This is a genomic window from Bradyrhizobium pachyrhizi, assembly GCF_029714545.1.
In the GTDB taxonomy this organism is placed as follows: domain Bacteria; phylum Pseudomonadota; class Alphaproteobacteria; order Rhizobiales; family Xanthobacteraceae; genus Bradyrhizobium; species Bradyrhizobium pachyrhizi.
The window spans coordinates 8076384-8098217 of sequence record NZ_CP121667.1 but is presented as its reverse complement, the minus strand read 5'-3'; the positions used below and the strand labels follow the sequence as shown (position 1 = coordinate 8098217).

The window sequence follows — 21834 nt, the reverse complement described above, 5'->3', positions numbered from 1 at the left end:
ACAGCGGTGGTTTGGCTACGACAGCCATCGCGACCGCTACTCCGCCGCTTCCTGCGCGACCGTCGGCTGGGTGCCCGCGACCGTGGCGCGGCGCATGTCGCGGGGCTGCGACTGGTCGTAGCGGCGGACGCGGTGCACGGTCTGGCGGTTGTCCCACATCACGAGGTCGTGCACCGTCCATTTGTGCACATAGACGAATTCGGGCTGCGTCGCGTGCTCGGTGAGGTCGCGCAGCAACAGCCGCGCCTCCGGCATGCTCATGCCCCTGATGGCGCCGGCGTGCGACGACAGATACAGCGACTTGCGGCCGTGCACCGGATGCGTGCGCACCAGGCGCTGCAGCACCGGCTTGAACATCTGCTTCTCGTCTTCGGTGTAGTCGAGGAAGCCGAGCGAGCCGCGCGAATACATCAGCGAGTGCTCGCAGATCATGTCCTCGATCTCGGCCTTGAACTCGTCGTCGAGCGCGTCATAGGCGGCGCGCATGTCGGCGAATTCGGTGTTGCCGCCCTTCGGGTTCACCACGCGCGCCGACAGCAGCGAGAATTTCGCCGGGATCGGCCGGAACGAGCTGTCGGAATGCCACAGGCAGTTGCCGAGATTGAACAGATGGGTGCGGTGATCCTTCGGCAGCGGCTTGCCGTCCTTGCCGAGATTGCTGACGTCGTTCAGCCCGGAGGAGAGACGGTAGTCCTGCTTCTTCGTCACCGTGCCGCCGCGCGCATCTTCGCGCTCGCCGAAATTCAGCGCGAATGCCATCTGCTGCTCGTCGGAGATGTCCTGGCCGTGGAACACGAGCACGGCGTATTTGTCCATGCCGGCCTCGATGTCGATCGCTTCCTGCTTCGTCAGCGGCTTGCGCAGATCGACGCCGGAAACCTCGCCGACGAAATGCTTGTGAAGCTGCCGGATCAGGACCGTCATTGGCGTATCTCCCCGTCTGTCGCGGGCGGTTTTCCCGCTTCGTTTGACGAGAAGGCTACTCGCCGCGCGCGCGCTGTCAACGCTCGCGGGCCGTGCGCGGGTCAGGCATTCCGCGCCATCAACCCGCCGTCGACCGGAATCACGGCGCCGGTCAGGAACGATGCGGCGGGCAGGCACAGGCTCAGCGTCATGTGCGCTACCTCTTCCGGATCGCCGTAACGGGCAAGCGCGGTGCGGCGCTTGGCGTAGAGCGTCTTGTGCTCCTCGGAGATGCGGTCGGTGATGGCGGTGCGGATCGGGCCCGGGCAAATGCAGTTCACGGTGATGCCCTCGCGTCCCAGTTCCACCGCGAGCGAGCGGGTCAGGCTGGTGACGCCGCCCTTGGCCGCGGAGTAGGGGCTGTGCAGCGCGGTCGCGCCGAGCGCCTCGGTCGAGGCGATGTTGACGATGCGCGGCGAGCGCGACTTGCGCAGGTATGGCAGTGCGGCGCGGATGATGCGCGGATGCGCCGTCAGCATCACAGCGATGCCCTTGGCCCAGGCGTCCTCATAAGCGGGATCGTCGATCGGCACCCGCACCGAGATGCCGGCATTGTTGACGATGATGTCGAGCCCGCCGAAATGCGCGGCGACGTCGTTGACGACCTTGGTGATGGCGTCGCGATCGCTGACGTCGAGCGTCCAGGCCTTCGCCGAGCCGCCGCCTGACGAAATCTCCTTCGCCACCGTCTGCGTGCCTTCTTCGGTGAGGTCGGTGACCGCAACATTGGCGCCTTCATCGGCAAACACCCGCGCGGTGGCGCGGCCCATGCCGCTGGCGGCGCCGGTGACGAGAACGGTGAGGCCCTTCACCGAACGGCTGAGCTGCTTGTATTCGGACATGACGGACCCCCCGTTGATTTTTTGCGTTGTGAGAGACGGCAACGCTGGCACCGATCGCAAGATACGTCAAACCACTGATCCCATATCGGCATGCGCGCAGCGCGTTAACGCAAGTTTCCCGGTTGGCTTTTCGAGAAGGATCATGCTCAATCAAGACAACAGCACGAGAGAGGAACGCGCGATGAACGAGCTCGATTTCGGCGGCAAGCAGATATTGGTGGTCGGCGGCTCCAGCGGCATCGGCAACGGCATCGCGCAGGCGTTCCGCGCCAAGGGCGCGCGCGTCGCGATCTGCGGCACCCGCGCGCAGGCGAGCGACTATTCGACCGAGGAAGGCTCGCATCTCGAGGGCCTCGCCTACGCGCAGCTCGATGTCAGCAACCCGCAGGCGATCGAGGCCTTCACGCCGTCGTTCGACCGGCTCGACGTGCTGGTGCTGGCGCAGGGCGCGGTGATTTACCGCCGTGGGGAATTCGAGATGGAGGGGTTTCGCAAGGTGCTCGAGGTCAACCTGATGAGCCTGATGGCGTGCGCCACCAAATTCCAGGCGATGCTGAGCGAGAGCAAGGGCTCGCTGATCATCGTGAGCTCGACCGCGGCCTATCATTCCACCATGGGCAATCCGGCCTACAACGCCTCGAAGACCGGCGCCGTCGGGCTGACGCGCACGCTCGGCGAGGCCTGGGCGGAGAACGGCATCCGCGTCAACGGCATCGCGCCCGGCCTCGTCGACACCAAGATGACCAAGGCGACGACGGCAAATCCGAAGCGTCTCGAAGGCGCGCTCGAGCGCATTCCGCTGAAGCGTCTCGGCACGCCCGCCGACATGGCCGGCGCCGCGCTGTTCCTGGCCTCGCCGCTCGCGTCCTACATCGTCGGCCAGACCATCGTCGTCGACGGTGGGCTGATCCTGTAACCGCAGGAACCTGCGCGCCGTTTCCCGGTTAGCTCCCGGACAGATCAGGGAGCGTGACGATGGACAAGGATCGGATTTTCGGAACGGCGAAGGAGTTCGCGGGCAAGGCCGAAGGCGCTGTGGGCGACGCGACCGGCGATGCGCAGACCCAGGCCTCGGGCCGCGCGCGTGAAGCCGCGGGCTCGGTGCAGGATCTCTACGGCCAGGCCAAGGATGCCGCGCGCGACGCCGCCGACACTGCGGTCAACTACGCCAAGGACGCCTATGAGCATCGCGGCGAGACCGTTCGCAGCGGACAGAAGGCGATGGCGCATGCGGTGCAGGAGAACCCGCTGGGATCTCTGCTGATCGCCGGCGGCATCGGCTTTGCGCTCGCGCTCCTGATGACGCGCCAGCCGCGCCGCCCGCCGCCGTCGCGCTGGCGCTATTACGGTTGAGCCACACGATGAAATCGCTGGGCGGGTTGGCGATAGCGTAACCCGCCCTCTCGCCGTGCGAGACGCCGCGCAAGACACGGCGGGTTACGGCTTCGCCTGACCCGCCGTGCAAGTTTCCCGCAAATTTCCAGCCATCAGCTGGCTTGTCGCGCGTGCGCGCCGCCTACTGCCACGGATTCCCCGGCACCGCGGCCCGCTGTCCGACACCGCGCGGCGGGCGCGGCGGCGGAGCGACCAGCGGGCGCTGCTGCGGCGCGCCGAACCCGAACAGATCGCGCAGCCAGGGCTGTGTCTGCGGCTGCTGTTGTTGCGGCTGGGCCTGGGTCTGGGCCGGACGGAACGCGCGCCTTGGCGGCTTCGGCGCGGTGATGATCGAGCCGTCGGGCGCGATCGCCGTGGTCGAGGGCGGCGGATTGGCCGGCCCGCCCGCCGGCGCGGCCGGCGTGGTCGCGGCAACCGGCACATCGCCCTTGGCTTGCTCGCGGCCCATCTCGCGGCGCGGCCAGACGAAATCATCGGCGCGGCCGGCAGGCGGCGCCAGCGCCTCGCCCTTCACCAGCGTGCGCGCGGCGAGCGCATCGACGGCGGCGGGCCGCGAGCCCGGTCCGCCGAGCAATTGATCGGTGCCGACCGTGGAGGCGACCAGCGGCAGCACCGGGCCCGCCAGCGGCCGCGGTGCGGGCTTGCCGGGCTCGGCACTGGTATCCGGCGTCGCCGGTTCGCTGGGCAGCGCGATCGGCCCGGAGCGCACCGCGAGCAGACGCGTCACCTCGCGCTCGACATAATGCGCGAGCTTGCGCGCGCCGGCCTTGGTGAAGAACACGCCGTCATCGGTACGCAGCTTGCGGGGCTGGCCTTCGAAGTCCGGACCCTTCTGCATGAAGCGGCCGGCCTCGTCGACAAAACCGTCCCAGACGTCGACATAGGTGATGCCGGCCTTGCCGGCGCCGTCGCGATAGAGCGCGTCGAGGAACAGCATGTCCGACGTGCCCTTCTGGCCGCGGATCGCGGGCAGGCCGACCCACAGCACCGGCACGCCCTTGCTCTTCAGCACGTTGATCAGCTCCTCGATCTTCTTGCCGTAGAGCTCGACCCAGCGGTCGTCGCGGAATTCATAGAGGCCGTTGGGCGAGCGCGCAGTCTTTTCCGGCGCGGCCTGCTGATCGTTGTCGGCGTCGTCGGCCGGTAACTCGGGATCGGCGGGCTTGGCCTCAGCCTTGCCGTCATTCTTGGCGGCGGCATCGGGCTTGTCGCCGGGCTTGGCCTCCGGCTTGCCGCGCGCGTCCTTCTTCTCGTCCTTCTTGTCGACCTTCTTCTCCACGACAGATTCGCGGATCGCGGTGCGATCGTTGAGGCCGAGCATCACGACGATGGCGTCGGGGTTCTCGGTGGCGAGAATGCCCTTCGCGGCCGCGGCCCAATCCGCCGGGTCGCCCTTGGGCTGATAGCGGATCAGGCCGGAGACCGTCTTGTGCTTGCGGATCACGCCCATGTCGGGCTGGTCGGAATAGGCATCCTCCAGGCCATAGCCGAGCCAGTCGGCCATGGCGTCGCCGATGACGAGCACGTTGCGCTCCGCGGCGGCCTCGCGCTTGGCCGGCGCCGGAGCGCGCGAAAAATCCTCGCGCGGCCGCTGCGGCTGCGATGATTGGGGCTGCTGCTGCTGGAACGGCGCGAAGAAATCACCGCCGAACCAGCCGCCACCGCCGTGCTGCGGCGGAGCGCGGCGCTGTGGTTGCGGCGGTCCGCCGCCGAAGCCGGGGAAGCCGAAGAATTGCGCCGAGGCGGGCTGGGCGATGCCGATCAACAGCGCAAGCGCCACCGTCAGCGCGACCAGCGGACCGGCTTCGGTGAATATGCGCAAAAAGGACTTTGGCTCTCGCATCGCGTTCGGTCGCAAATGATCTGGAAGTACGTGAGCATACTAGCGGAATCGGGCCGCAAGCGGGCAGCTTTTCCACCATAAATCGGGTGCCTCCGGCCGCCGTCAAGGCTGGCGGCAAATATCGGATTTCACGGTTACTTTCGGGGTGGAGGGCCTAGCCGTCGCGGCGACGGAACCGTGCCCCCTCTCCCGCTTGCGGGGGAGGGAGAGCCGTAGCCCGGATGGAGCGAAGCGTAATCCGGGACCAGACCAACCGCACGGCGAGAACCCCGGATTTCCGGGCTACGGGGCAGCCTGCGGCTTCAGCCCTACCGCCCCCTGAGCCGCTCCAGCACCTCGGCGGTGGCAAAGCCGTCGGCCGGTGCCCCGATCGACACCTGGAAGCCGCGCAGCGCCTCGCGGGTCTGGCCGCCGAACTGGCCGTCGGGCGTGCCCTTGTAGAAGCCGCGCTGGGCCAGCAATTGCTGCAGTTCCAGCCGCTCGGCGCGCGACAGCACCCGCTCCTGGCGCGGCCAGGGCTGCGCGAAGGGCTGGCCGCCGCGCAGGCGGTCGGCGAAATGGCCGATGGCGAGCGCATAGGCCTCCGCCGGGTTGTACTTCATGATCACCCGGAAATTCTGCAGCATCAGAAAGCCCGGCCCCTCGGCGCCCGCCGGCGCCAGCAGATAGGCCTTGTCGGACGGCCGCGGGAACGGCTGGCCGCCCGGCCGCTTGACGCCGAGATGTTCCCACTGCGACAGCGGCATCGCCTTGGCGCGGTCGGCCAGCATGTAATTGAGGCCTTGCGGCAGCACGATCTCGTAGCCCCAGCTCGCGCCGGTCTGCCAGCCGTCCTTCTTCAAATTGTTGGCGGTCGAGGCGATCAGGTCGCTCGGATTGTCGACGACGTCGCGGCGGCCGTCGCCGTCGCCATCGACGGCATAGCGCTTGAACGCGGTCGGCATGAACTGGGTCGGGCCGAAGGCGCCGGCCCAGGAGCCGCGCATCTGCTCGGGCCTGAGATCGCCGCGGTTGAGGATTTCCAGCGCCGACAGGAACTCGTCCTTGAAATAGGCCTGACGGCGGCCGATGCAGGCGAGCGTCGCGGTCGACTGCACCACGTTGCGATCGCCCATCTGGGTCGAGTAGTTCGACTCGATGCCCCAGATCGCCGCGATGATGTAGCGGTCGACGCCATAGGCCTTCTCGGTGGCGTCGAACTGCGGCTTGTATTTCGCAAGGATCTCGCGGCCCTTGGCGAGCCTGGTGTCGCTGACCAGGATGTCGAGATAATCCCAGATCGCCTTGGTGAACTCCGGCTGCGAATCCATCAGATCCATGATGCGCAGATCGGGCGTCAGGCCGGCGGTGAAGCGCTCGAAATTCTCTTGGGTGATGTTGCGCCGTGCGGCATCTGGCCACATCGCTGCGACGCAGTTCGGGAAGTCCGACGCGGCCTGGCGGATCGCCGCTGCGGTCATCAGCGGATGGCCGGAGGCGCCGTCTTCACCGCTCCACGGCGGTGCCGCGCCGTCCTGTCCGGTTGCGGCCTGCGGCGGCGTCGCGTTCGGTCCGGAAAAGATGCTGTCGATCAGGTTGGTCAGGCCGTTGCCCGCCGACTGGGCTTGCGTGCTGCCGGGCAGCAGCAGGGCCAGCGCGATCAGGCTCGCGCCGAAAAGCTTGGTCCTTGATGTTCCCATCGCGCGCATTTGTCGTGTGCCTGTCAAAATCGTGCTGTTCCAGAAGGCCCCGGCACGGTTTCCAATAACTTAACAAGGGCGAGATTTTGTTGCGGCCTGCATTGGCTGACGGGAACGGCGGAATTAAGCCGCACCACACATCCGCCTTTGTTGGCGGCTGCAAAACGGGGTACCAAAGGCATGATTCATTTCGTGCCGCCGTCCCACCCATTTCAAGGCTTCCGATAATCCCATGAAGATCCGCAAAGCCGTATTCCCCGTCGCCGGTCTCGGTACCCGCGTGCTGCCCGCCACCAAGGCGATGCCGAAGGAGATGCTGACGATCGTCGACAAGCCCCTGATCCAGTACGTGGTCGACGAGGCCCGGGAAGCCGGCATCGAGCATTTCGTGTTCGTCACCGGCCGCAACAAGGGTGTCATCGAGGATCACTTCGACCGCATGTTCGAGCTCGACACCACGCTGGCGCAGCGCGGCAAGAAGACCGAACAGGATATCCTGGCGCAGAACCAGCCGGAGGCCGGCGCGATGAGCTTCACCCGGCAGCAGGCGCCGCTCGGGCTCGGCCACGCGGTGTGGTGCGCGCGCGATATCATCGGCAACGAGCCGTTCGCGGTGGTGCTGCCGGACGAGCTGGTGCTGAACACGCCGGGCTGCCTCAAGCAGATGATCGACGCCGCGAGCAGGCTTGGTGACAAGTCGAACCTGATCGCGGTCGAGGCGGTGCCCGACGAACTCACCCATCAATACGGCATCTGCAGCGTCGGCAAACGCACCGGCAACATCTTCGAGGTCGACCGCATGGTCGAGAAGCCGCCGCAGGGCACCGCGCCGTCCAACCTGTCGATCACCGGCCGCTACATCCTGCAGCCGGAGATCTTCAACATCCTGGCCACGCAGGAGCGCGGCGCCGGCGGCGAGATCCAGCTCACCGATGCGATGATCGGTCTTGCGAAGACGCAGAAGTTCTACGGCGTCGAGTTCGAGGGCGAGCGCCACGATTGCGGCTCCAAGCCCGGCTTCCTCCGCGCCAACATCGCCTTCGGCCTCAAGCGCCCCGAACTGCGCGACGGCCTGATTGCCGAGATGAAGAAGTACCTGGAGAAGTAGGGGGCGCGTCTTTCGCCGTGCTACGCGCGCCGGAACGGCAGTTTCGTAGGGCGGATTAGCGCTGCGTAATCCGCCGTCACGTGTCACCGCAGCGTGCGCCGGATTACGCCTTCGGTAATCCGGGCTACGGAATCGGACGATTCATTTCGCGAGAACGCGGATGTGTGAGTCACCGGCCGTGCAACAAACTTGCTGTCGTCCCTGCGAAAGCAGGGACCCATAACCACCAATGCCGATTGGCTCGCGCTATTGGAACGACGAGCCCCTCTCACAACACACGCCGCAGAGTATGGGTCCCTGCTTTCGCAGGGACGACACTTGTGGGTGTGGTCAGCATCGCGCGTCGACCACGCCTCAACGCGCGAGATCACGCCACCTTCCTTCGCCCGGCGCGTTTCGCCGGCTCCTTGGCGCCATCCTGCTTCGGCGCGCGTAGGGCGCGGGCGGCGAGGCTGACGACTTCGGAGATCTGCTGGAGCTGCGCGGCGAGCGGAGAGGTCTTGCGCCAGACCATGCCGATGGTGCGCGAGGGCTGCGGATGCTTGAAGCGCGAGACCGTGACCGGCGCCGAGCGCGTCTCCACCGTCACGGCCATCTCGGGGATCAAAGTGACGCCGATGCCGGCGCCGACCATCTGCACCAGCGTCGACAGCGAGCTCGCGTCCAGCACCTCGCGCGGCGGCGAGGACTGCATGTTGCAGAACGACAGCGCCTGGTCACGGAAGCAGTGGCCTTCCTCGAGCAGCAAGAGCCGCATCTCGCGCAGCATCTCGGCGCTCGGCACCGGCGTCTTGGCGTCCTCGCCCGGCCGCACCAGCAGGAAGTTTTCCGAGAACAGCGCGACCTCGGTCAGCGACGGTTCCGATACCGGCAGCGCCACGATCGCGGTGTCGAGCCGGCCCTCGGCGACTTCCTTGATCAGCTTCGGCGTCAGCGTCTCGCGGACATGGATGTCGAGCTCGGGATGCAGCCGCGCCAGGTTCTCGATCACCTTCGGCAGCAGATATGGCGCAACGGTCGGGATCATGCCGACCCGCAGCCGCCCGGCAAGCTTGTCGCGCGAGGCGCGCGCGAAGTCGCCGAGCTCGTCGACCGAGCGCAGGATGTCGCGCACGCGGCGCAGCAGGTCCTCGCCAAACGCCGTCAGCGTCACCTGCCGCGCATTGCGTTCGATCAGCACGCCGCCGACCGCCTGTTCCATTTCGCGGATCTGCATCGACAGCGCCGGCTGCGATACCGAACAGGCCTCCGCGGCACGTCCGAAATGCCCATGGCGCGCCAGCGCATCGAAATATCTGAGTTGCCGGAGTGTGACATTTATCATCAGATTATCTTATTGCCGCGATCATTAAAGTCAATTTCACCTGATGGATTGGGACGCGTAGAATCGTTCTTGGAAGAGCTCCAGCACATTCCAGAATCCATCACCTCGGAGAAGAAACATGGACGCAAAAACCGACGAAGGCGCGGGCAAATGCCCATTCACGGGCGGACCTCGCGGGCACACGAATCGTGACTGGTGGCCGGAGACGCTCGACGTTCAGGTGCTGCATCGGAACTCCAGCCTGTCCGATCCGATGGGCAAAGGCTTCGACTACGCCAAGGAATTCAAGAGCCTCGATCTCAACGCCGTGATCAAGGACCTCACCGCCCTGATGACGACGTCGCAAGAATGGTGGCCGGCCGACTTCGGCCATTACGGCGGCCTGATGATCCGCATGGCCTGGCACTCGGCGGGCACCTATCGGATCACCGACGGTCGCGGCGGCGCCGGTGCCGGTCAGCAGCGTTTTGCCCCGCTCAACAGCTGGCCGGACAACGCCAACCTCGACAAGGCGCGCCGGCTGCTCTGGCCGATCAAGCAGAAGTACGGCCGCAAGATCTCGTGGGCCGATCTGATGGTCCTCGCCGGCAACGTTGCGCTGGAATCGATGGGCTTCAAGACGTTCGGTTTTGCGGGTGGCCGCGCCGACGTGTGGGAGCCGGAAGAGCTGTACTGGGGTCCGGAAGGCACCTGGCTCGGTGACGAGCGCTACAGCGGCGAGCGCCAGCTCTCCGAGCCGCTCGGCGCGGTGCAGATGGGCCTGATCTACGTCAACCCGGAAGGCCCGAATGGCAATCCGGACCCGGTCGCCGCCGCGAAGGACATCCGCGAGACGTTCTTCCGCATGGCGATGAACGACGAGGAGACCGTCGCGCTGATCGCCGGTGGCCACACCTTCGGCAAGACCCACGGTGCGGGCGATCCGTCGTTGATCGGTCCGGAGCCGGAAGGTGGCGCGATCGAGGAACAGGGTCTCGGCTGGAAGAGCAAGTTCGGCACCGGCGTCGGCGCTGACGCGATCACCGGCGGTCCCGAGGTCACCTGGACCCAGACCCCGACCAAGTGGAGCAACCACTTCTTCGAGAACCTGTTCAAGTACGAATGGGAGCTGACGAAGAGCCCGGCCGGTGCGAAGCAGTGGACGGCAAAGGGTGCGGACGCCGTCATTCCGGACGCGTTCGATCCGTCGAAGAAGCATGTCCCGACGATGCTGACCACCGACCTGTCGCTGCGCTTCGATCCGGCCTATGAGAAGATCTCGCGCCGGTTCTATGAGCATCCGGATCAGTTCGCGGACGCCTTCGCCCGCGCCTGGTTCAAGCTCACGCACCGCGACATGGGTCCGATCCAGCGCTACCTCGGCCCGCTGGTGCCGAAGGAGACGCTGATCTGGCAGGACCCGGTGCCGGCGCTCGATCACGCCGTGATCGACGACAAGGATATCGAGGCGCTCAAGGCGAAGATCCTCGCCTCGGGTCTGTCGGTGTCCGAGCTGGTGTCGACCGCTTGGGCCTCGGCCTCGACGTTCCGCGGCTCCGACAAGCGCGGCGGTGCCAATGGTGCACGCATCCGCCTTGCGCCGCAGAAGGACTGGGATGTCAACGAGCCGGCGCAGCTCAAGGGCGTGCTGAGCAAACTCGAAGCCATCCAGAAGGAGTTCGGCAAGAAGGTCTCGCTGGCCGATCTGATCGTACTCGGCGGCGCGGCCGCGATCGAGAAGGCGGCCAAGGACGGCGGCACCAGTGTGAAGGTCCCCTTCACGCCGGGCCGCACCGATGCGACGCAGGAACAGACCGATGTCGAATCGTTCGCTCCGCTCGAGCCGCGGGCTGACGGCTTCCGCAACTATATCGGCGGCAAGCATCAGTTCCTGCAGCCGGAAGAGGCCTTGGTCGACCGTGCACAGCTCCTGCGGTTGACCGGACCGGAATTGACGGTCCTCGTCGGCGGCCTGCGCGTGCTCGGCGCCAATGCGAAGAAGTCCAAGCACGGCGTCTTCACCGGCAAGCCGGGGACGCTCACCAACGACTTCTTCCTCAACCTGCTCGACATGGGCACGGTGTGGAGCGATGCCGGCCAGGGCGTCTATGAGGGCCGCGACCGCAAGACCAAGGCGGTGAAGTGGACCGGCACCCGCGTCGATCTGATCTTCGGCTCGCACTCGCAGCTGCGGGCGTTCGCCGAGGTCTACGGCCAGTCCGACTCCAAGGAGCAGTTCGTGAAGGAGTTCGTCGCGGCCTGGACCAAGGTGATGAACGCCGACCGCTTCGACCTCGTGAAGTAAGCGGCGAGCAAACGGCAATCAGGGCAGGGCGGCGCTTCGGCGCCGCCCTGTTTCATTTGGAGTACGATGAGGAAGGTTTTCGCGGTTTGCCGATCCCGTTCAATCATGCAGCTTCATGTCGCGGATGATCTCCTCGAACTCCGCCTGCGTCGGGGCCGCCAGTGCGACTTGCGGCGCGCTGCTTGTCGCGGTGGGCACGTCGCACTGCGAGGCACCGCGCGAAGGTTCGAAGATTGCGGTCAGGCTCGCCCAGCAGACGAGGAGGGCCACGATCCAGTCCAGTACATTGGATGCCGTCATTGCAGCACCAGCATCAGCATTTCCATGCCCTGATGCTGCAGCCTGCGCGACGCTTGCGCAATTCGGAAGCTACGAAACGTAACTTCGGCGTTGCCGAGACGAGCGCCGACGCTGCGATGCTATCCGGTCCGCGCCCGGCGTCCCTCGATCGGATAGGCGGGGTCGTTGAAGCCCGGCGTCGAGGGATGGCCGGTGACGACGAGGCGGTCGATCAGGGCTTCGTCCTCGGCGGTGAAGCGGTAGTCGAGCGCGCGGATGTAATCGTCCCATTGCGCTTCGGTGCGCGGCCCCGCGATGACGGCACTGACGAACGACGAGTTCAGCACCCAGGACACCGCGAACTGCCCGGCGGTGATGCCTTTGCTCTCGGCGTGGCGTTTGATCTCCTGCGCGAGCTCGAGCGATTCCGGCCGCCACTCGGTCTGCATCATGCGCTTGTCGTTGCGCCCCGCACGTGTGTCCGCGGGCGGCGCCGCGTCGGGTGCGTATTTGCCGGTGAGCACGCCGCGCGCCAGTGGGCTATAGGGCACGATGCCGAGCCCGTAATAGGCGCAGGCCGGGAAATGCTCGACCTCCGGCATCCGGTTCATCGCATTGTAATAGGGCTGGCTCGCGACCGGACGGTCGATGCCGAGCCGGTCGCAGATGTTGCAAATCTCGGCGACGCGCCAGGCGCGGTAGTTGGAGACGCCGAAATAGCGCACCTTGCCGGCGCGGATCAGGTCGCCCATCGCGCGCACCGTCTCGTCGAGCGGCGTCGCGTGGTCTTCCTTGTGCAGATAGTAGACGTCGATGTAGTCGGTGCCGAGCCGCTTCAGGCTCTCGTCGGCGGCCTGGAACACCCAGCGACGCGACAGCCCGCCGTGGTTGGGATCGTCGCCGATCGGATTGGCGAGCTTGGTGGCAAGCACCCAGTTCGACCTGCTGTTGGAGATCGCGCGCCCCACGACCTCCTCGGACTTGCCGCCATTATAGGCGTCGGCGCTGTCGATGAAGTTGATGCCGGCCTCGCGCGCCTTCGCCACGATCCGCGCCGAGGTCGCCTCGTCGGTCGGTCCGCCGAACATCATGGTGCCGAGGCAAATCGGCGAGACCTTCAGGCCGCTGCGGCCAAGCTGGCGATATTGCATCTGGCACTCCCTCCGGTGTCATTCCGGGGCGATGCGCCGGCATCGAACCCGGAATCTCGAGATTCCGGGTTCATCGCTGCGCGATGCCCCGGAATGACAGGATCAGCTGTCGTTCTTCAGGATCTTGAACACGCCGTTGGCCATCGCGATACAGCGCTTGTCGACAGTCACCTCGGCCGTGATGAAGATCAGGCTGCGGGTCGAGCGTACCACGCGCGGCCGCGTCGTCAGGATCTCGCCGATCTTGCCGGCCTCGACGAAATGGGTGTCGAGCTGCACGGTCGCAAGCGTCGGCTTGCCCGAGACGAAGCGTGCGGCCATGCCGCAGGCGCGATCGGCGAAGGTCATGATCACCCCGCCCTGCACCAGGCCGCGGCGATTGTGGTGCTTGTCCTCGGTGATCAGCGCGAGTTCAAGCGCGCCGTCCTTCAACCGTTCCCACAACGGGCCGATCAACGTCAGGAATCCCGTGGTTTCGGCAATCTTCCAGCCGTCGGATTTGAGTTTGTCCGCGGCCTTGGCCGTCATGAGGTGGGGTCCGTTGCTTGCTGATGATTGATCGCAGGAGGCATGTGGTCGCAGTCATTTCATCAAACGCTGTTGTGTTGTAGTCAAGGTCAATGGCCCGCACATTTGACGATGCCACCCGGCGGAATATCGCAGAGCTCTGTGCCGCATTCGCTCGCCTGGCGCCCGCGGACGCCGCGCCGACGCTGAAGCGCGCGGCGGTCGCGATCGCGCTGACCGAAGGCGACGACGGCAGCGGCACGGCGTTTCTGCTGACCCGCCGCAGCGCGCGCCTGCGCGCCCACAGCGCGCAATGGGCGCTGCCGGGCGGGCGCTGCGATGCCGGCGAGACGCAGGCCGAGGCCGCGCTGCGCGAACTGCATGAGGAGCTCGGGCTCGCGTTGTCGGAGCGCGACGTGCTCGGCATGCTTGACGATTATCCGACGCGGTCGGGCTATCTGATCACGCCGGTCGTGGTCTGGGCCGGCGCGCATGCGGCGATCACGCCGAACCCGGACGAGGTCGCCTCCGTCCATCGCATCGGCCTCGATGCGATCGAGCCCGATGATGCGTTCAGCTTCGTCACGATCCCGGAGAGCTCGCGCCGCGTGATCCGCTTCCGGCTCGGTGGCCAGCAGATCCATGCGCCGACTGCCGCACTGATCTATCAATTCCGCGAGGTGCTGGCCGGCCGCAGCACCCGCGTCGCCGAACTGGAGCAGCCGGTATTCGCGTGGAAGTAGGCCGCAACGATGCCGCTATTTGTGATGCCGCTTGCGGGCGTTCATCTTCATTGATTTCCCCTGCGCACCAGGCGAATGCGCCGCGGCCTCGGGTTCCGGAGGCGCCCGCGACACATTCTCGTAACAGGTGAAGCGTGAACGCGTATCCGGAAACGATCCGCAGTCCGGACGCTCGGCGCGCGCCGGTGCAGCGAGCGTCAACGCGCAGGCGGCGGCGAGCCAGAGTGCCATTCTCATCGCAATCTCCAAGGCTTTCTCCAAGGCTTTCGTCGGAGAACACCGCATTGTGGCGAATATTCTGCATTGATCGCGGCATCCGGCCGCTGCGATCCGGACAATTCCGGGCTGACTTCGCGGCCGTGCTTGCTACAACGAGGCCATGCGCCCGCAATTGATTCGTCTGTGCCCTGGATTTTTCGCGCTCGCGCTCGCGCTCGTCGCCGGCGCGCCGTCCGTATTTGCCGGCGAGGCCGGGGCGTTGCCGCCTTCCGTCGCCAATGCGATGGCGCAGGCATCGCCGCAGGCGATCATGGAATATCGCCGCAAGCTGCAGGAATATCAGGAGGCGCGCGCCGCCTTCGAGCAGGATGCGAGCGCCTATTGGAACGCGATCGCCGAGAAGAGGCGCGGCCGCAACGCCAAGCGGCGCGACCGCGTGCAGCTCTCGCTGGACGATTACGTGCTGCAGCAGCCGCCGGTCTATGAGGGGCCGAAGCGGCCGGTCAATCCGGCTCCGGAAGAGGAGGAAGGCAAGCCGCCGCGTCCGCCCAAGACGCTCCCGGTGGCCTCGGATCTGGTCAGGGCGGCCGGCGAACACTTCCAGTTCACGCCGCAGCGGCCGGCCAGCGAGGTCGAGTTCAAGCGCGCCTATGCCCGCTACGCGCGCGCCGCGGGGTTGACGCCGGAGCAGGCGGTGCGGGTCTATTCGTTCGAGACCGGCGGCACCGGCAACTACGACGTGCAGGCGGGCATCGAGCACGGCGGCAAGCGCGCCATCTCTACCGCGATGGGCTACAACCAGCTGCTCACCACCAACACCGTCGAGCTATTGGCCGAGCAGGGCCATGAATTCGTGCGGGATCTGACCGAGCGGGTTGCGAGGACGCAGGGGCCCGCGCGCAAGGCGATGGAGCACAAGCTCGCGGTGCTGAAGAAGATGGTCGCGTTCACGCGCACCGTGCCCGACGACTGGTCGGCGCATCAGCGCCTCGCCGATACGCCGCAGGGCTGGGCGTGCCACGCCATGGTGCTCGACATCGATGTCGGCCCGATGCTGCAGACCCACAAGCTGCTGACCTCGGTGATCTTCGCCCGCAACAAGGGCTACAGCCGGCCGCTGACCGCGGCCGAGCTCGAAATGATGAACCTGACCGGCGACGGCACCGGGCTCGACATGGTGACCATGCCGCAGGCGATGCGCGAGCAGGTGCCGACTTCGAACTTCTTCCAGCGCTCCGGCTACGAGCGCAACCCGGTCGCCATCCGCCACAACACGGTGGCCAGGCTGCTTGCCGTCACCAACGAGCGGATGGACTTCAACAGCAACAAGCCGGGCGCGAAGGAATTGGCCGCGGCGTTCTGATGCCTGCCGAAAACCGTCAGGGTATTTCCGGCTCTGATCGAATCAGAACCGGAGCCCTGGACCCTTCTCTTGACGCGTTTTCTTAACGCGAACCGGCGTCCACTTCGCTCGAAAACGCTCTAGTTCGAGCCGAACTTGAACTTGCCGTCGCCCTCGAGATAGGGCCCGGAGCGCATGTAGAGCTGGCCGTTCTGGCCGATGAAGAACAGCGTCCCCTTCGGCACCTTCTTGGCGCCCTTCAGCAGCGTGCCGGCATTGTTGGTGCCCATCTTGTAGGACCAGGTCTTGCCGTCCTTGTCATAGGCGTAGCCCATGTCGGACTTCAGCTCCCAGGGCGCAGCCTCCTGCGCGAATGTGCAGGTCGTCATCGCGGCAAACGCCGCAGTCGCAATAAAAGTCTTGGTCAAAAAATGCGTCATGATCCACCTCCGGCCGAGAAAACGGCGTCGTCCCCACGTTTTTTGAACAAATCACGAACGATGTTCGCGCGTCAATACGACAATCGGCGCGACCGCTCGCGGATCGGGGACTTTGTGATTTCCCGCATCAAGCTTGGCGACTATTTTCGCGTTACCGTTTACAAACGCTTTGATTGCCGGAAACACTACCTTGGGATGATCAGGATGAACCACGTCATGAAGATCGGAATCGGTGTCGCTCTGTCGTTCATGACGCTGGCGTCAGTCGCGCAGGCGGACGAGTTCAGGCTCTCCAACAACCAGCGGATCTCCTGCAGCCGCGGCCTGTCCGCCGGCAAGCTCAATACCGCGACCTGCAAGTCCTACGCCTATCTGTTCAACGCCAAGACCTCGGAATACTTCCGCTGCCAGGTCTCGCTGGCGCTGACGCGGGACAACAAGGAGGTCATCAACGTGCAGGCCGACGGCGGCTGCACCAAAAAGCCGCGCATCTTCGAGACCGACGGCAATTACACCTTTGACGCCACCGAGACCGAGCCGCCGAACACCAACTCGTTCTTCGGTCCGGGCGGCTATGCGATCTGGGCGAACGACGTCAACACCCAGAAGATCCGCGGCTGCATCACCATCTCGTCCGGCCTCGGCTCCGACATCTCGAAATGCCTCGACATGACGTTCCAGTGACGGCGGCGCTGATAGCGTGATGCGCAAGCTGCGTCCGGCCCCGCTGTGCCGCTCCTGGCTGTTTCTCGAAGGCGCCAACGAGGACGTGCTGCAGCACGCGGCCGCCAGCGGCGCCGACGTGCTGATCCACGAGCTCGAGGATTTTACCCCGCCGCCGCTGCGGCCGAAGGCGCGGGCCCTGGCCGCCGAGCTCTACGCGGCCTGGCGCGACCAGGGCGTGATGGTCGCGGTCCGCGTCAATCCGCTGGACCAGGACGGCATGGACGATCTCGCCGCCGTGATGCGCGGACGTCCGGATATCGTCGCGCTGCCGAAGGTCGCCGAGCCGCACCATGTCGTCAGGCTCGACGAGGCGGTGACGCGGTTCGAGCGCGACTACGGTATCGCCGAGGGATCGACGTCGCTGCTGCCGAATATCGAGTTCGCGCGCGGTCTGGTGCAGACCGGTGCGATCGCCATGGCGAGCCGGCGCGTCATCGGCTGCCTGATGGCCTCCGAAGACCTCGCCGCCGATCTTGGTGCCGAGCGCGGCAGCGATGGCCTGGAGCTGGCTTACGCGCGGCAGCGCTTCATCGTCGAATGTCGTGCCGCTGATGTCGTCGCGGTCGATTGTCCCTACACCTGGAGCGACGCTGAAGGCGTCGAACGCGACACGATCTGGGCGCGGCGGCTGGGTTACACCGCAAAGAGCCTGGTCGATCCCGCGCATGCCTCGATCGTCAACGGCGTCCTGACGCCGAGCGAGGAGGAGATGCGCCAAGCGGGCAAGATCGTCGCGGCGTTCGAAGCGGCGCGGACAAAGGGCTTTGGGCGCGTCGAACTTGACGGCTCGTTGCTCGAAGTCCCGACCTATTCCAATGCAAAACGCCTGATCGCGCGCGGCGAAGCGCTGCGCGCGATCGATCGCGACGTTCGAGCCTGACGACGCCGCGCCTCAGGAGGCCGGCTCCTTCTCCGAGAAATGCATGCGTGAGCGGGCGAACTTCTTGACGCCCATCGGCTTGCCGAACAGGTAGCCCTGGACCTGATCGAAATCCATCTCGTGCGCGGCGAGAAAGTCCGCGCGCGTCTCGACCCCCTGGGCCACGACCTGCGCGTCGTTGTCGTGGGCCAGCTCCACGACACGCCGGCACACCGTCTGCTTCAGGCGTTGATCCGCGCAGCCGGTGACGAATTGATGGTCGACCTTGAGCTGGACGAACGGAAAGTTCGGCAGTCCCAGCAAAGACGGCCAGTTCGCGCCGACATTGTCGATCGAGATGCCGATATTGTGCAGTCGAACGCGCCGGGCGACATCGATCGCCAGGTCCAGATTATCGACCACGTCGGTGCTGTCGATCTCGATCAAGAGGCCGGCGAAGGCCGCATGATCCGGCATCCGGTAACAGAGCTCGCGCACGGCACGATCGTCGGCGAGGAAGGAGATCGGCAGGTTGATCGAGAGATTGACCGGCCCGGTCTGCTCGAGGAGATAGCGCCAGTCCTCGATTGCGCGTTCGATCACGAATTCGGACAGTGCATGAAAATGCGGATCGCTTTCGTCCGGGATGAAGTAGGCCGGCGGCACGACGCCCCAGGCCGGATGGCGCATCCGGATCAGCGCCTCGGCGCCGCTCGGCACCAGCGTCCGGAGATGAATTTTCTGCTGGTACCACAGCTCGAGCCAGCCGGCCTTCAGCGCTTCGGGCACGTCCACCGCCGGGCTCGGCGCGGGTTCAAGCGGCATCAATGACGCAAGACTGTCGCGAAGGGTTCCGGCGCTGAACGGCGTCGACAGCGCCGGCAGCATGGCGATGCCGTACTCATCGCCGATTTGCCGGACCGCCTTGACGATGATCGAGTCCGGCTGCCCGATGACGAGGACCTTGCCGCCATAGTCCTTTCTCACCAAAGTCTCGAGAATTTTACTGACTTCGATGCCGTCCACGGACACGCCGAGCACCAGGAGATCGGGCCGTTCCGCGTCCAGAACGGTGTCGAGTTCCAAGGCCTGGCTGCATTCACTGGTGATGAAGCCGAGGTCTTCCAGCGCCTCGGCGAGGAAGGTCCGAAGGTGCTTTTTGCTGTCCGCAATGCATGCGCGTGGGGTCAGCTTGCGATGTCCGAACCAGCCGGCTCGTGCGTGTCCGATGTGACTGATGTGATTCATGCCCCGCCTTATCCGTAGTTACCCCGGCTTGACTCGTACATCCTAGAGCGGCGGCAATCATGGAAATTTCTGGTTCATACATTGATTGCCTCGCTAACCTTAAAGGATTCAATTCGATTCAAATGACCGTGGAATCGCGACGTCTCACCGCTGTTACACGTGCAACAAATGCGTCATCCGACATTCATGAGCGCGATCGCGTCCGACTTTGCGCATCGGCAGAAACTCTGTGCGCGTGTGTCATCGAGAGACGGCGTTAATGACTGTGTTGACGCGTCGACGCCGACGCGCAACTGCGTCATTGTCGGACATCAGATCGCATCACGCTGGGCGACTCATCGAGCGCGACCGCGAATCAGATCATCCGTTTTCTGACGCCAATGCAGATGTGCGTGACGTTGCCGCTGCCGCTCGCAACGTCTCCGGCATCAACGTGCAGTAGCCGATCAACCCGGCGCAAGCGACGGCTGCAAGGAGCAGGAATGCGGCACTGTAACCGGCGTGGACAGCAATGAATCCAGCGACAACCGTGCTCAGCGCTCCGCCGAGGCTGGTTGCCGTGGCGATCGCGCCCTGGCTGACATTGAAATGCCCGGTACCGTCCGTGAGATCGGCAACCACGAGCGGGAACAACGCCCCGAATATTCCGGCGCCGATGCCGTCGAGCAATTGCACCGACACCAGCCAGTACGGATTGTCCGACAACGGATAGAGTGCGCCACGGATCGCCAGCACCGCGAGCGCGATCGCGAAGATCGGCTTGCGGCCCCAGACGTTTGCCTTGCGTCCGACCAGCATGGCGACCGGCGCCATCACCACCTGCGCCGCGATGATGCAGACCGACATCAGCGATGTTCCGAGGTTGCGATTGACCAGTGCGAGCTTCTGCCCGACCAGCGGCAGCATTGCCGCATTGGCAAAGTGAAAGATCACGGTCGACACCGCGAAGATCAGCAGCGGCTTGCTGGTCAGCAGCACGCGAAAGCCGGATGGCCGGTCATGCGGTGTGCGGTGCCCTTCGACGATATCGTCGAGGCCGCGCGCAACCTGGTGATCGATGGCGGCGGGTGGGATCGACAGCGTCGCGGCGATGCTGGCGAGGGCCATTGCCGCGAGCAGCCAGAACACCACCACTGGACCGAACCAGTAGGCGGTGCCGCCGGCGATCGCGGCGGCCACCGCGTTGCCGGCGTGATTGAAGGCTTCGTTGCGGCCGGTCCGCGCCGCGAAGGTCTGGGGTCCGACAATGCCAAGCGTCACCGCGGCGATCGCCGGCGCGAACACCGAACCGGCGGCGGCCGCCAGCGCCTGGGTCGCGGCAACCAGTTCAAACCGGTCGAGCAGCGGGAGCAGGAGGCACGCGGCGGTCACGGCAATGGCGGCGGCGATCATCAATCCGCGCTTGGCGCGGCTGCGGTCGATCAGGGCGCCGGCGGGGGTCTGGGCGATGATTCCGGCGATGGCCGCGATCGACATCACCGAGCCGATCGAGGCCTCGTCCCACTGCCGTTCGGTCAGGAGGTAGATCGCCAGATAGGGGCCGAGCCCGTCCCGCACGTCGGCGAGGAAGAAGTTCAACGCATCGAGCGCCCGCCCAACGGTCGTCCCGGATGGCTGCAAGTCATACCTCGCGGCGAGATTGCGCATCTCAACCCTCCCGCAGGCGGCGAGTTCCCGCGCAGGTAAAGTAGTGTTGCTATCGGGGATTTCCGTCGCGCATGCGTCATTTGGATGGGTTGACCCGGCGGGGGTGTCCGGCCAATTTCCGGCCGGCTTAAGGGGAGAATAATACTCATGAATTCCAAGTTGATGGCTGCCGCGATGGTGGCAGCCAGCGTTTTGTCCGCGCCTGCCGCACAGGCCGAGCAGTTCATTAACGTGCTCACCGGCGGCACTTCCGGCGTCTACTATCCGCTCGGCGTCGCGATGGGGAAGATCTACGGCGACAAGATCCCCGGCGTGAAAACTCAGGTGCAGGCGACCAAGGCCTCGGTCGAGAATCTGGTGCTGCTGCAGCAGGGCCGCGGCGAGATCGCCTTCACGCTCGGCGATTCGCTCAAAGCCGCCTGGGAAGGCGACGCCGAGGCCGGTTTCAAGAACAAGCTCGACAAGCTGCGCACCATCGGCGCGATCTATCCGAACTACATCCAGATCGTCGCGACCGCCGAGAGCGGCATCAAGACGCTGGCCGATCTCAAGGGCAAGAGCCTGTCGGTCGGCGCGCCGAAGTCGGGCACCGAGCTCAACTCGCGCGCGATCCTCGCGGCCGCCGGCATGAGCTACAAGGATCTCGGCAAGGTCGAGTACCTGCCGTTCGCCGAATCGGTGGATCTGATGAAGAACCGCCAGCTCAACGCCACGCTGCAGTCCGCCGGCCTCGGCGTCGCCTCGCTGAAGGACCTCTCGACCTCGAGCGAGATCACCGTGGTCGCCGTGCCGAAGGAGACCGTCGACAAGATCGGCCCGCCCTTCGTCTCCGTGATCATCCCGGCCAACACCTATACCGGCCAGGACAAGGACGTGCCGACGGCCGCGGTCGTGAATTACCTCGTGACCTCGAGCGCGGTGTCGGACGATCTCGCCTATCAGATGACCAAGCTGGTCTACGAATCGCTCCCGGAACTCGCCAACGCCCACGCCGCGGGCAAGGAGATCAAGCTCGAGGCCGCCGCGACCGGCAGCCCGGTGCCGCTACATCCCGGCGCGATCCGCTATTACAAGGAGAAGGGCCTGATCAAGTAAGGCCAGTTACGCTTCGAGGGTGTCATGGCCGGCGCCCGTCCCCGACTTGATCGGGGACGACCCGGCCATCCATCTTTGCAAAGGCGTTGATTTTTCGATGGATGCGCGGGTCGAGCCCGCGCATGACGTGCGGTGGGGCG

The 21834-nt window shown here is 65.5% G+C and carries 21 protein-coding genes; 9 read left to right on the top strand and 12 right to left on the bottom strand.

Annotation, left to right across the window (positions count from 1 at the left end):
• Window positions 1-36 precede the first annotated feature (36 nt).
• Together QA639_RS38205 and QA639_RS38200 are read right to left on the bottom strand one after the other, a co-directional pair.
• On the bottom strand, window positions 37-924 hold the full coding sequence (locus QA639_RS38205; RefSeq protein WP_028334737.1) for a TauD/TfdA dioxygenase family protein: 888 nt from the start codon (window positions 922-924) through the stop codon (window positions 37-39).
• 101 nt (window positions 925-1025) lie between these two features.
• The gene (locus QA639_RS38200; protein WP_050387226.1) at window positions 1026-1805 is read right to left on the bottom strand and encodes an SDR family NAD(P)-dependent oxidoreductase; all 780 of its coding nucleotides are present in this window, start codon (window positions 1803-1805) and stop codon (window positions 1026-1028) included.
• Between the two features lie 181 nt (window positions 1806-1986).
• On the opposite strand from QA639_RS38200, the gene QA639_RS38195 reads away from it, so the two are divergent.
• Entirely contained in the window at window positions 1987-2721 is a 735-nt protein-coding gene (locus QA639_RS38195; RefSeq protein ID WP_050387296.1) for an SDR family NAD(P)-dependent oxidoreductase, read from the top strand.
• Window positions 2722-2780: 59 nt separating this feature from the next.
• Window positions 2781-3158 carry a CsbD family protein gene (locus tag QA639_RS38190; RefSeq protein ID WP_050387227.1) on the top strand — a complete coding sequence of 126 codons (378 nt, stop codon included), beginning with the start codon at window positions 2781-2783 and terminating at the stop codon, window positions 3156-3158.
• Window positions 3159-3321: 163 nt separating this feature from the next.
• On the opposite strand, the gene QA639_RS38185 is transcribed toward QA639_RS38190, so the two are convergent.
• Together QA639_RS38185 and QA639_RS38180 are read right to left on the bottom strand one after the other, a co-directional pair.
• Window positions 3322-5043 carry an SGNH/GDSL hydrolase family protein gene (locus QA639_RS38185; protein ID WP_157345797.1) on the bottom strand — a complete coding sequence of 574 codons (1722 nt, stop codon included), beginning with the start codon at window positions 5041-5043 and terminating at the stop codon, window positions 3322-3324.
• Between the two features lie 308 nt (window positions 5044-5351).
• Window positions 5352-6731: a lytic murein transglycosylase gene (locus tag QA639_RS38180; RefSeq protein ID WP_283088691.1), complete on the bottom strand. Its 1380-nt coding sequence runs from the start codon at window positions 6729-6731 to the stop codon at window positions 5352-5354.
• A gap of 223 nt (window positions 6732-6954) precedes the next feature.
• On the opposite strand from QA639_RS38180, the gene galU reads away from it, so the two are divergent.
• The gene (galU, locus tag QA639_RS38175; RefSeq protein WP_028334743.1) at window positions 6955-7830 is read left to right on the top strand and encodes a UTP--glucose-1-phosphate uridylyltransferase GalU; all 876 of its coding nucleotides are present in this window, start codon (window positions 6955-6957) and stop codon (window positions 7828-7830) included.
• 367 nt (window positions 7831-8197) lie between these two features.
• Here the strand turns inward: galU and QA639_RS38170 are convergent, their stop codons facing one another.
• Complete coding sequence (locus tag QA639_RS38170) at window positions 8198-9154, bottom strand: hydrogen peroxide-inducible genes activator (RefSeq protein WP_050387230.1); 957 nt, start codon at window positions 9152-9154, stop codon at window positions 8198-8200.
• 118 nt (window positions 9155-9272) lie between these two features.
• Here QA639_RS38170 and katG point away from each other — a divergent pair, with 118 nt between their 5' ends.
• Entirely contained in the window at window positions 9273-11438 is a 2166-nt protein-coding gene (gene katG / locus QA639_RS38165; RefSeq protein WP_283088690.1) for a catalase/peroxidase HPI, read from the top strand.
• Between the two features lie 99 nt (window positions 11439-11537).
• Here katG and QA639_RS38160 read toward each other — a convergent pair whose 3' ends face one another.
• The 3 genes from QA639_RS38160 to QA639_RS38150 form a co-directional block, all read right to left on the bottom strand.
• On the bottom strand, window positions 11538-11738 hold the full coding sequence (locus QA639_RS38160) for a hypothetical protein (RefSeq protein ID WP_050387232.1): 201 nt from the start codon (window positions 11736-11738) through the stop codon (window positions 11538-11540).
• A 119-nt stretch (window positions 11739-11857) separates the two neighbouring features.
• On the bottom strand, window positions 11858-12868 hold the full coding sequence (locus tag QA639_RS38155) for an aldo/keto reductase (protein WP_050387233.1): 1011 nt from the start codon (window positions 12866-12868) through the stop codon (window positions 11858-11860).
• A 102-nt stretch (window positions 12869-12970) separates the two neighbouring features.
• Entirely contained in the window at window positions 12971-13396 is a 426-nt protein-coding gene (locus QA639_RS38150; RefSeq protein WP_028334748.1) for a PaaI family thioesterase, read from the bottom strand.
• Between the two features lie 92 nt (window positions 13397-13488).
• Here QA639_RS38150 and QA639_RS38145 point away from each other — a divergent pair, with 92 nt between their 5' ends.
• A complete protein-coding gene (locus tag QA639_RS38145) occupies window positions 13489-14118 on the top strand; it encodes an NUDIX hydrolase (RefSeq protein ID WP_028334749.1) in 630 nt (209 codons plus the stop codon).
• A gap of 15 nt (window positions 14119-14133) precedes the next feature.
• On the opposite strand, the gene QA639_RS38140 is transcribed toward QA639_RS38145, so the two are convergent.
• Window positions 14134-14367: a hypothetical protein gene (locus QA639_RS38140; RefSeq protein ID WP_283088689.1), complete on the bottom strand. Its 234-nt coding sequence runs from the start codon at window positions 14365-14367 to the stop codon at window positions 14134-14136.
• Window positions 14368-14497: 130 nt separating this feature from the next.
• On the opposite strand from QA639_RS38140, the gene QA639_RS38135 reads away from it, so the two are divergent.
• Window positions 14498-15700 carry a hypothetical protein gene (locus QA639_RS38135; protein WP_283088688.1) on the top strand — a complete coding sequence of 401 codons (1203 nt, stop codon included), beginning with the start codon at window positions 14498-14500 and terminating at the stop codon, window positions 15698-15700.
• 119 nt (window positions 15701-15819) lie between these two features.
• On the opposite strand, the gene QA639_RS38130 is transcribed toward QA639_RS38135, so the two are convergent.
• Entirely contained in the window at window positions 15820-16119 is a 300-nt protein-coding gene (locus QA639_RS38130) for a hypothetical protein (RefSeq protein ID WP_028334751.1), read from the bottom strand.
• Between the two features lie 204 nt (window positions 16120-16323).
• Here QA639_RS38130 and QA639_RS38125 point away from each other — a divergent pair, with 204 nt between their 5' ends.
• Together QA639_RS38125 and QA639_RS38120 are read left to right on the top strand one after the other, a co-directional pair.
• Window positions 16324-16803 carry a hypothetical protein gene (locus tag QA639_RS38125; protein WP_028334752.1) on the top strand — a complete coding sequence of 160 codons (480 nt, stop codon included), beginning with the start codon at window positions 16324-16326 and terminating at the stop codon, window positions 16801-16803.
• A 19-nt stretch (window positions 16804-16822) separates the two neighbouring features.
• Complete coding sequence (locus QA639_RS38120) at window positions 16823-17725, top strand: HpcH/HpaI aldolase/citrate lyase family protein (RefSeq protein ID WP_283088687.1); 903 nt, start codon at window positions 16823-16825, stop codon at window positions 17723-17725.
• Between the two features lie 12 nt (window positions 17726-17737).
• On the opposite strand, the gene QA639_RS38115 is transcribed toward QA639_RS38120, so the two are convergent.
• Both QA639_RS38115 and QA639_RS38110 read right to left on the bottom strand, forming a co-directional pair.
• On the bottom strand, window positions 17738-18952 hold the full coding sequence (locus QA639_RS38115) for an EAL domain-containing response regulator (RefSeq protein ID WP_283088686.1): 1215 nt from the start codon (window positions 18950-18952) through the stop codon (window positions 17738-17740).
• Window positions 18953-19312: 360 nt separating this feature from the next.
• Window positions 19313-20599, bottom strand: a complete 1287-nt coding sequence (locus tag QA639_RS38110; protein WP_283088685.1) for an MFS transporter — start codon at window positions 20597-20599, stop codon at window positions 19313-19315.
• A gap of 147 nt (window positions 20600-20746) precedes the next feature.
• On the opposite strand from QA639_RS38110, the gene QA639_RS38105 reads away from it, so the two are divergent.
• Window positions 20747-21694: a TAXI family TRAP transporter solute-binding subunit gene (locus tag QA639_RS38105; RefSeq protein ID WP_157345818.1), complete on the top strand. Its 948-nt coding sequence runs from the start codon at window positions 20747-20749 to the stop codon at window positions 21692-21694.
• Window positions 21695-21834 lie beyond the last annotated feature (140 nt).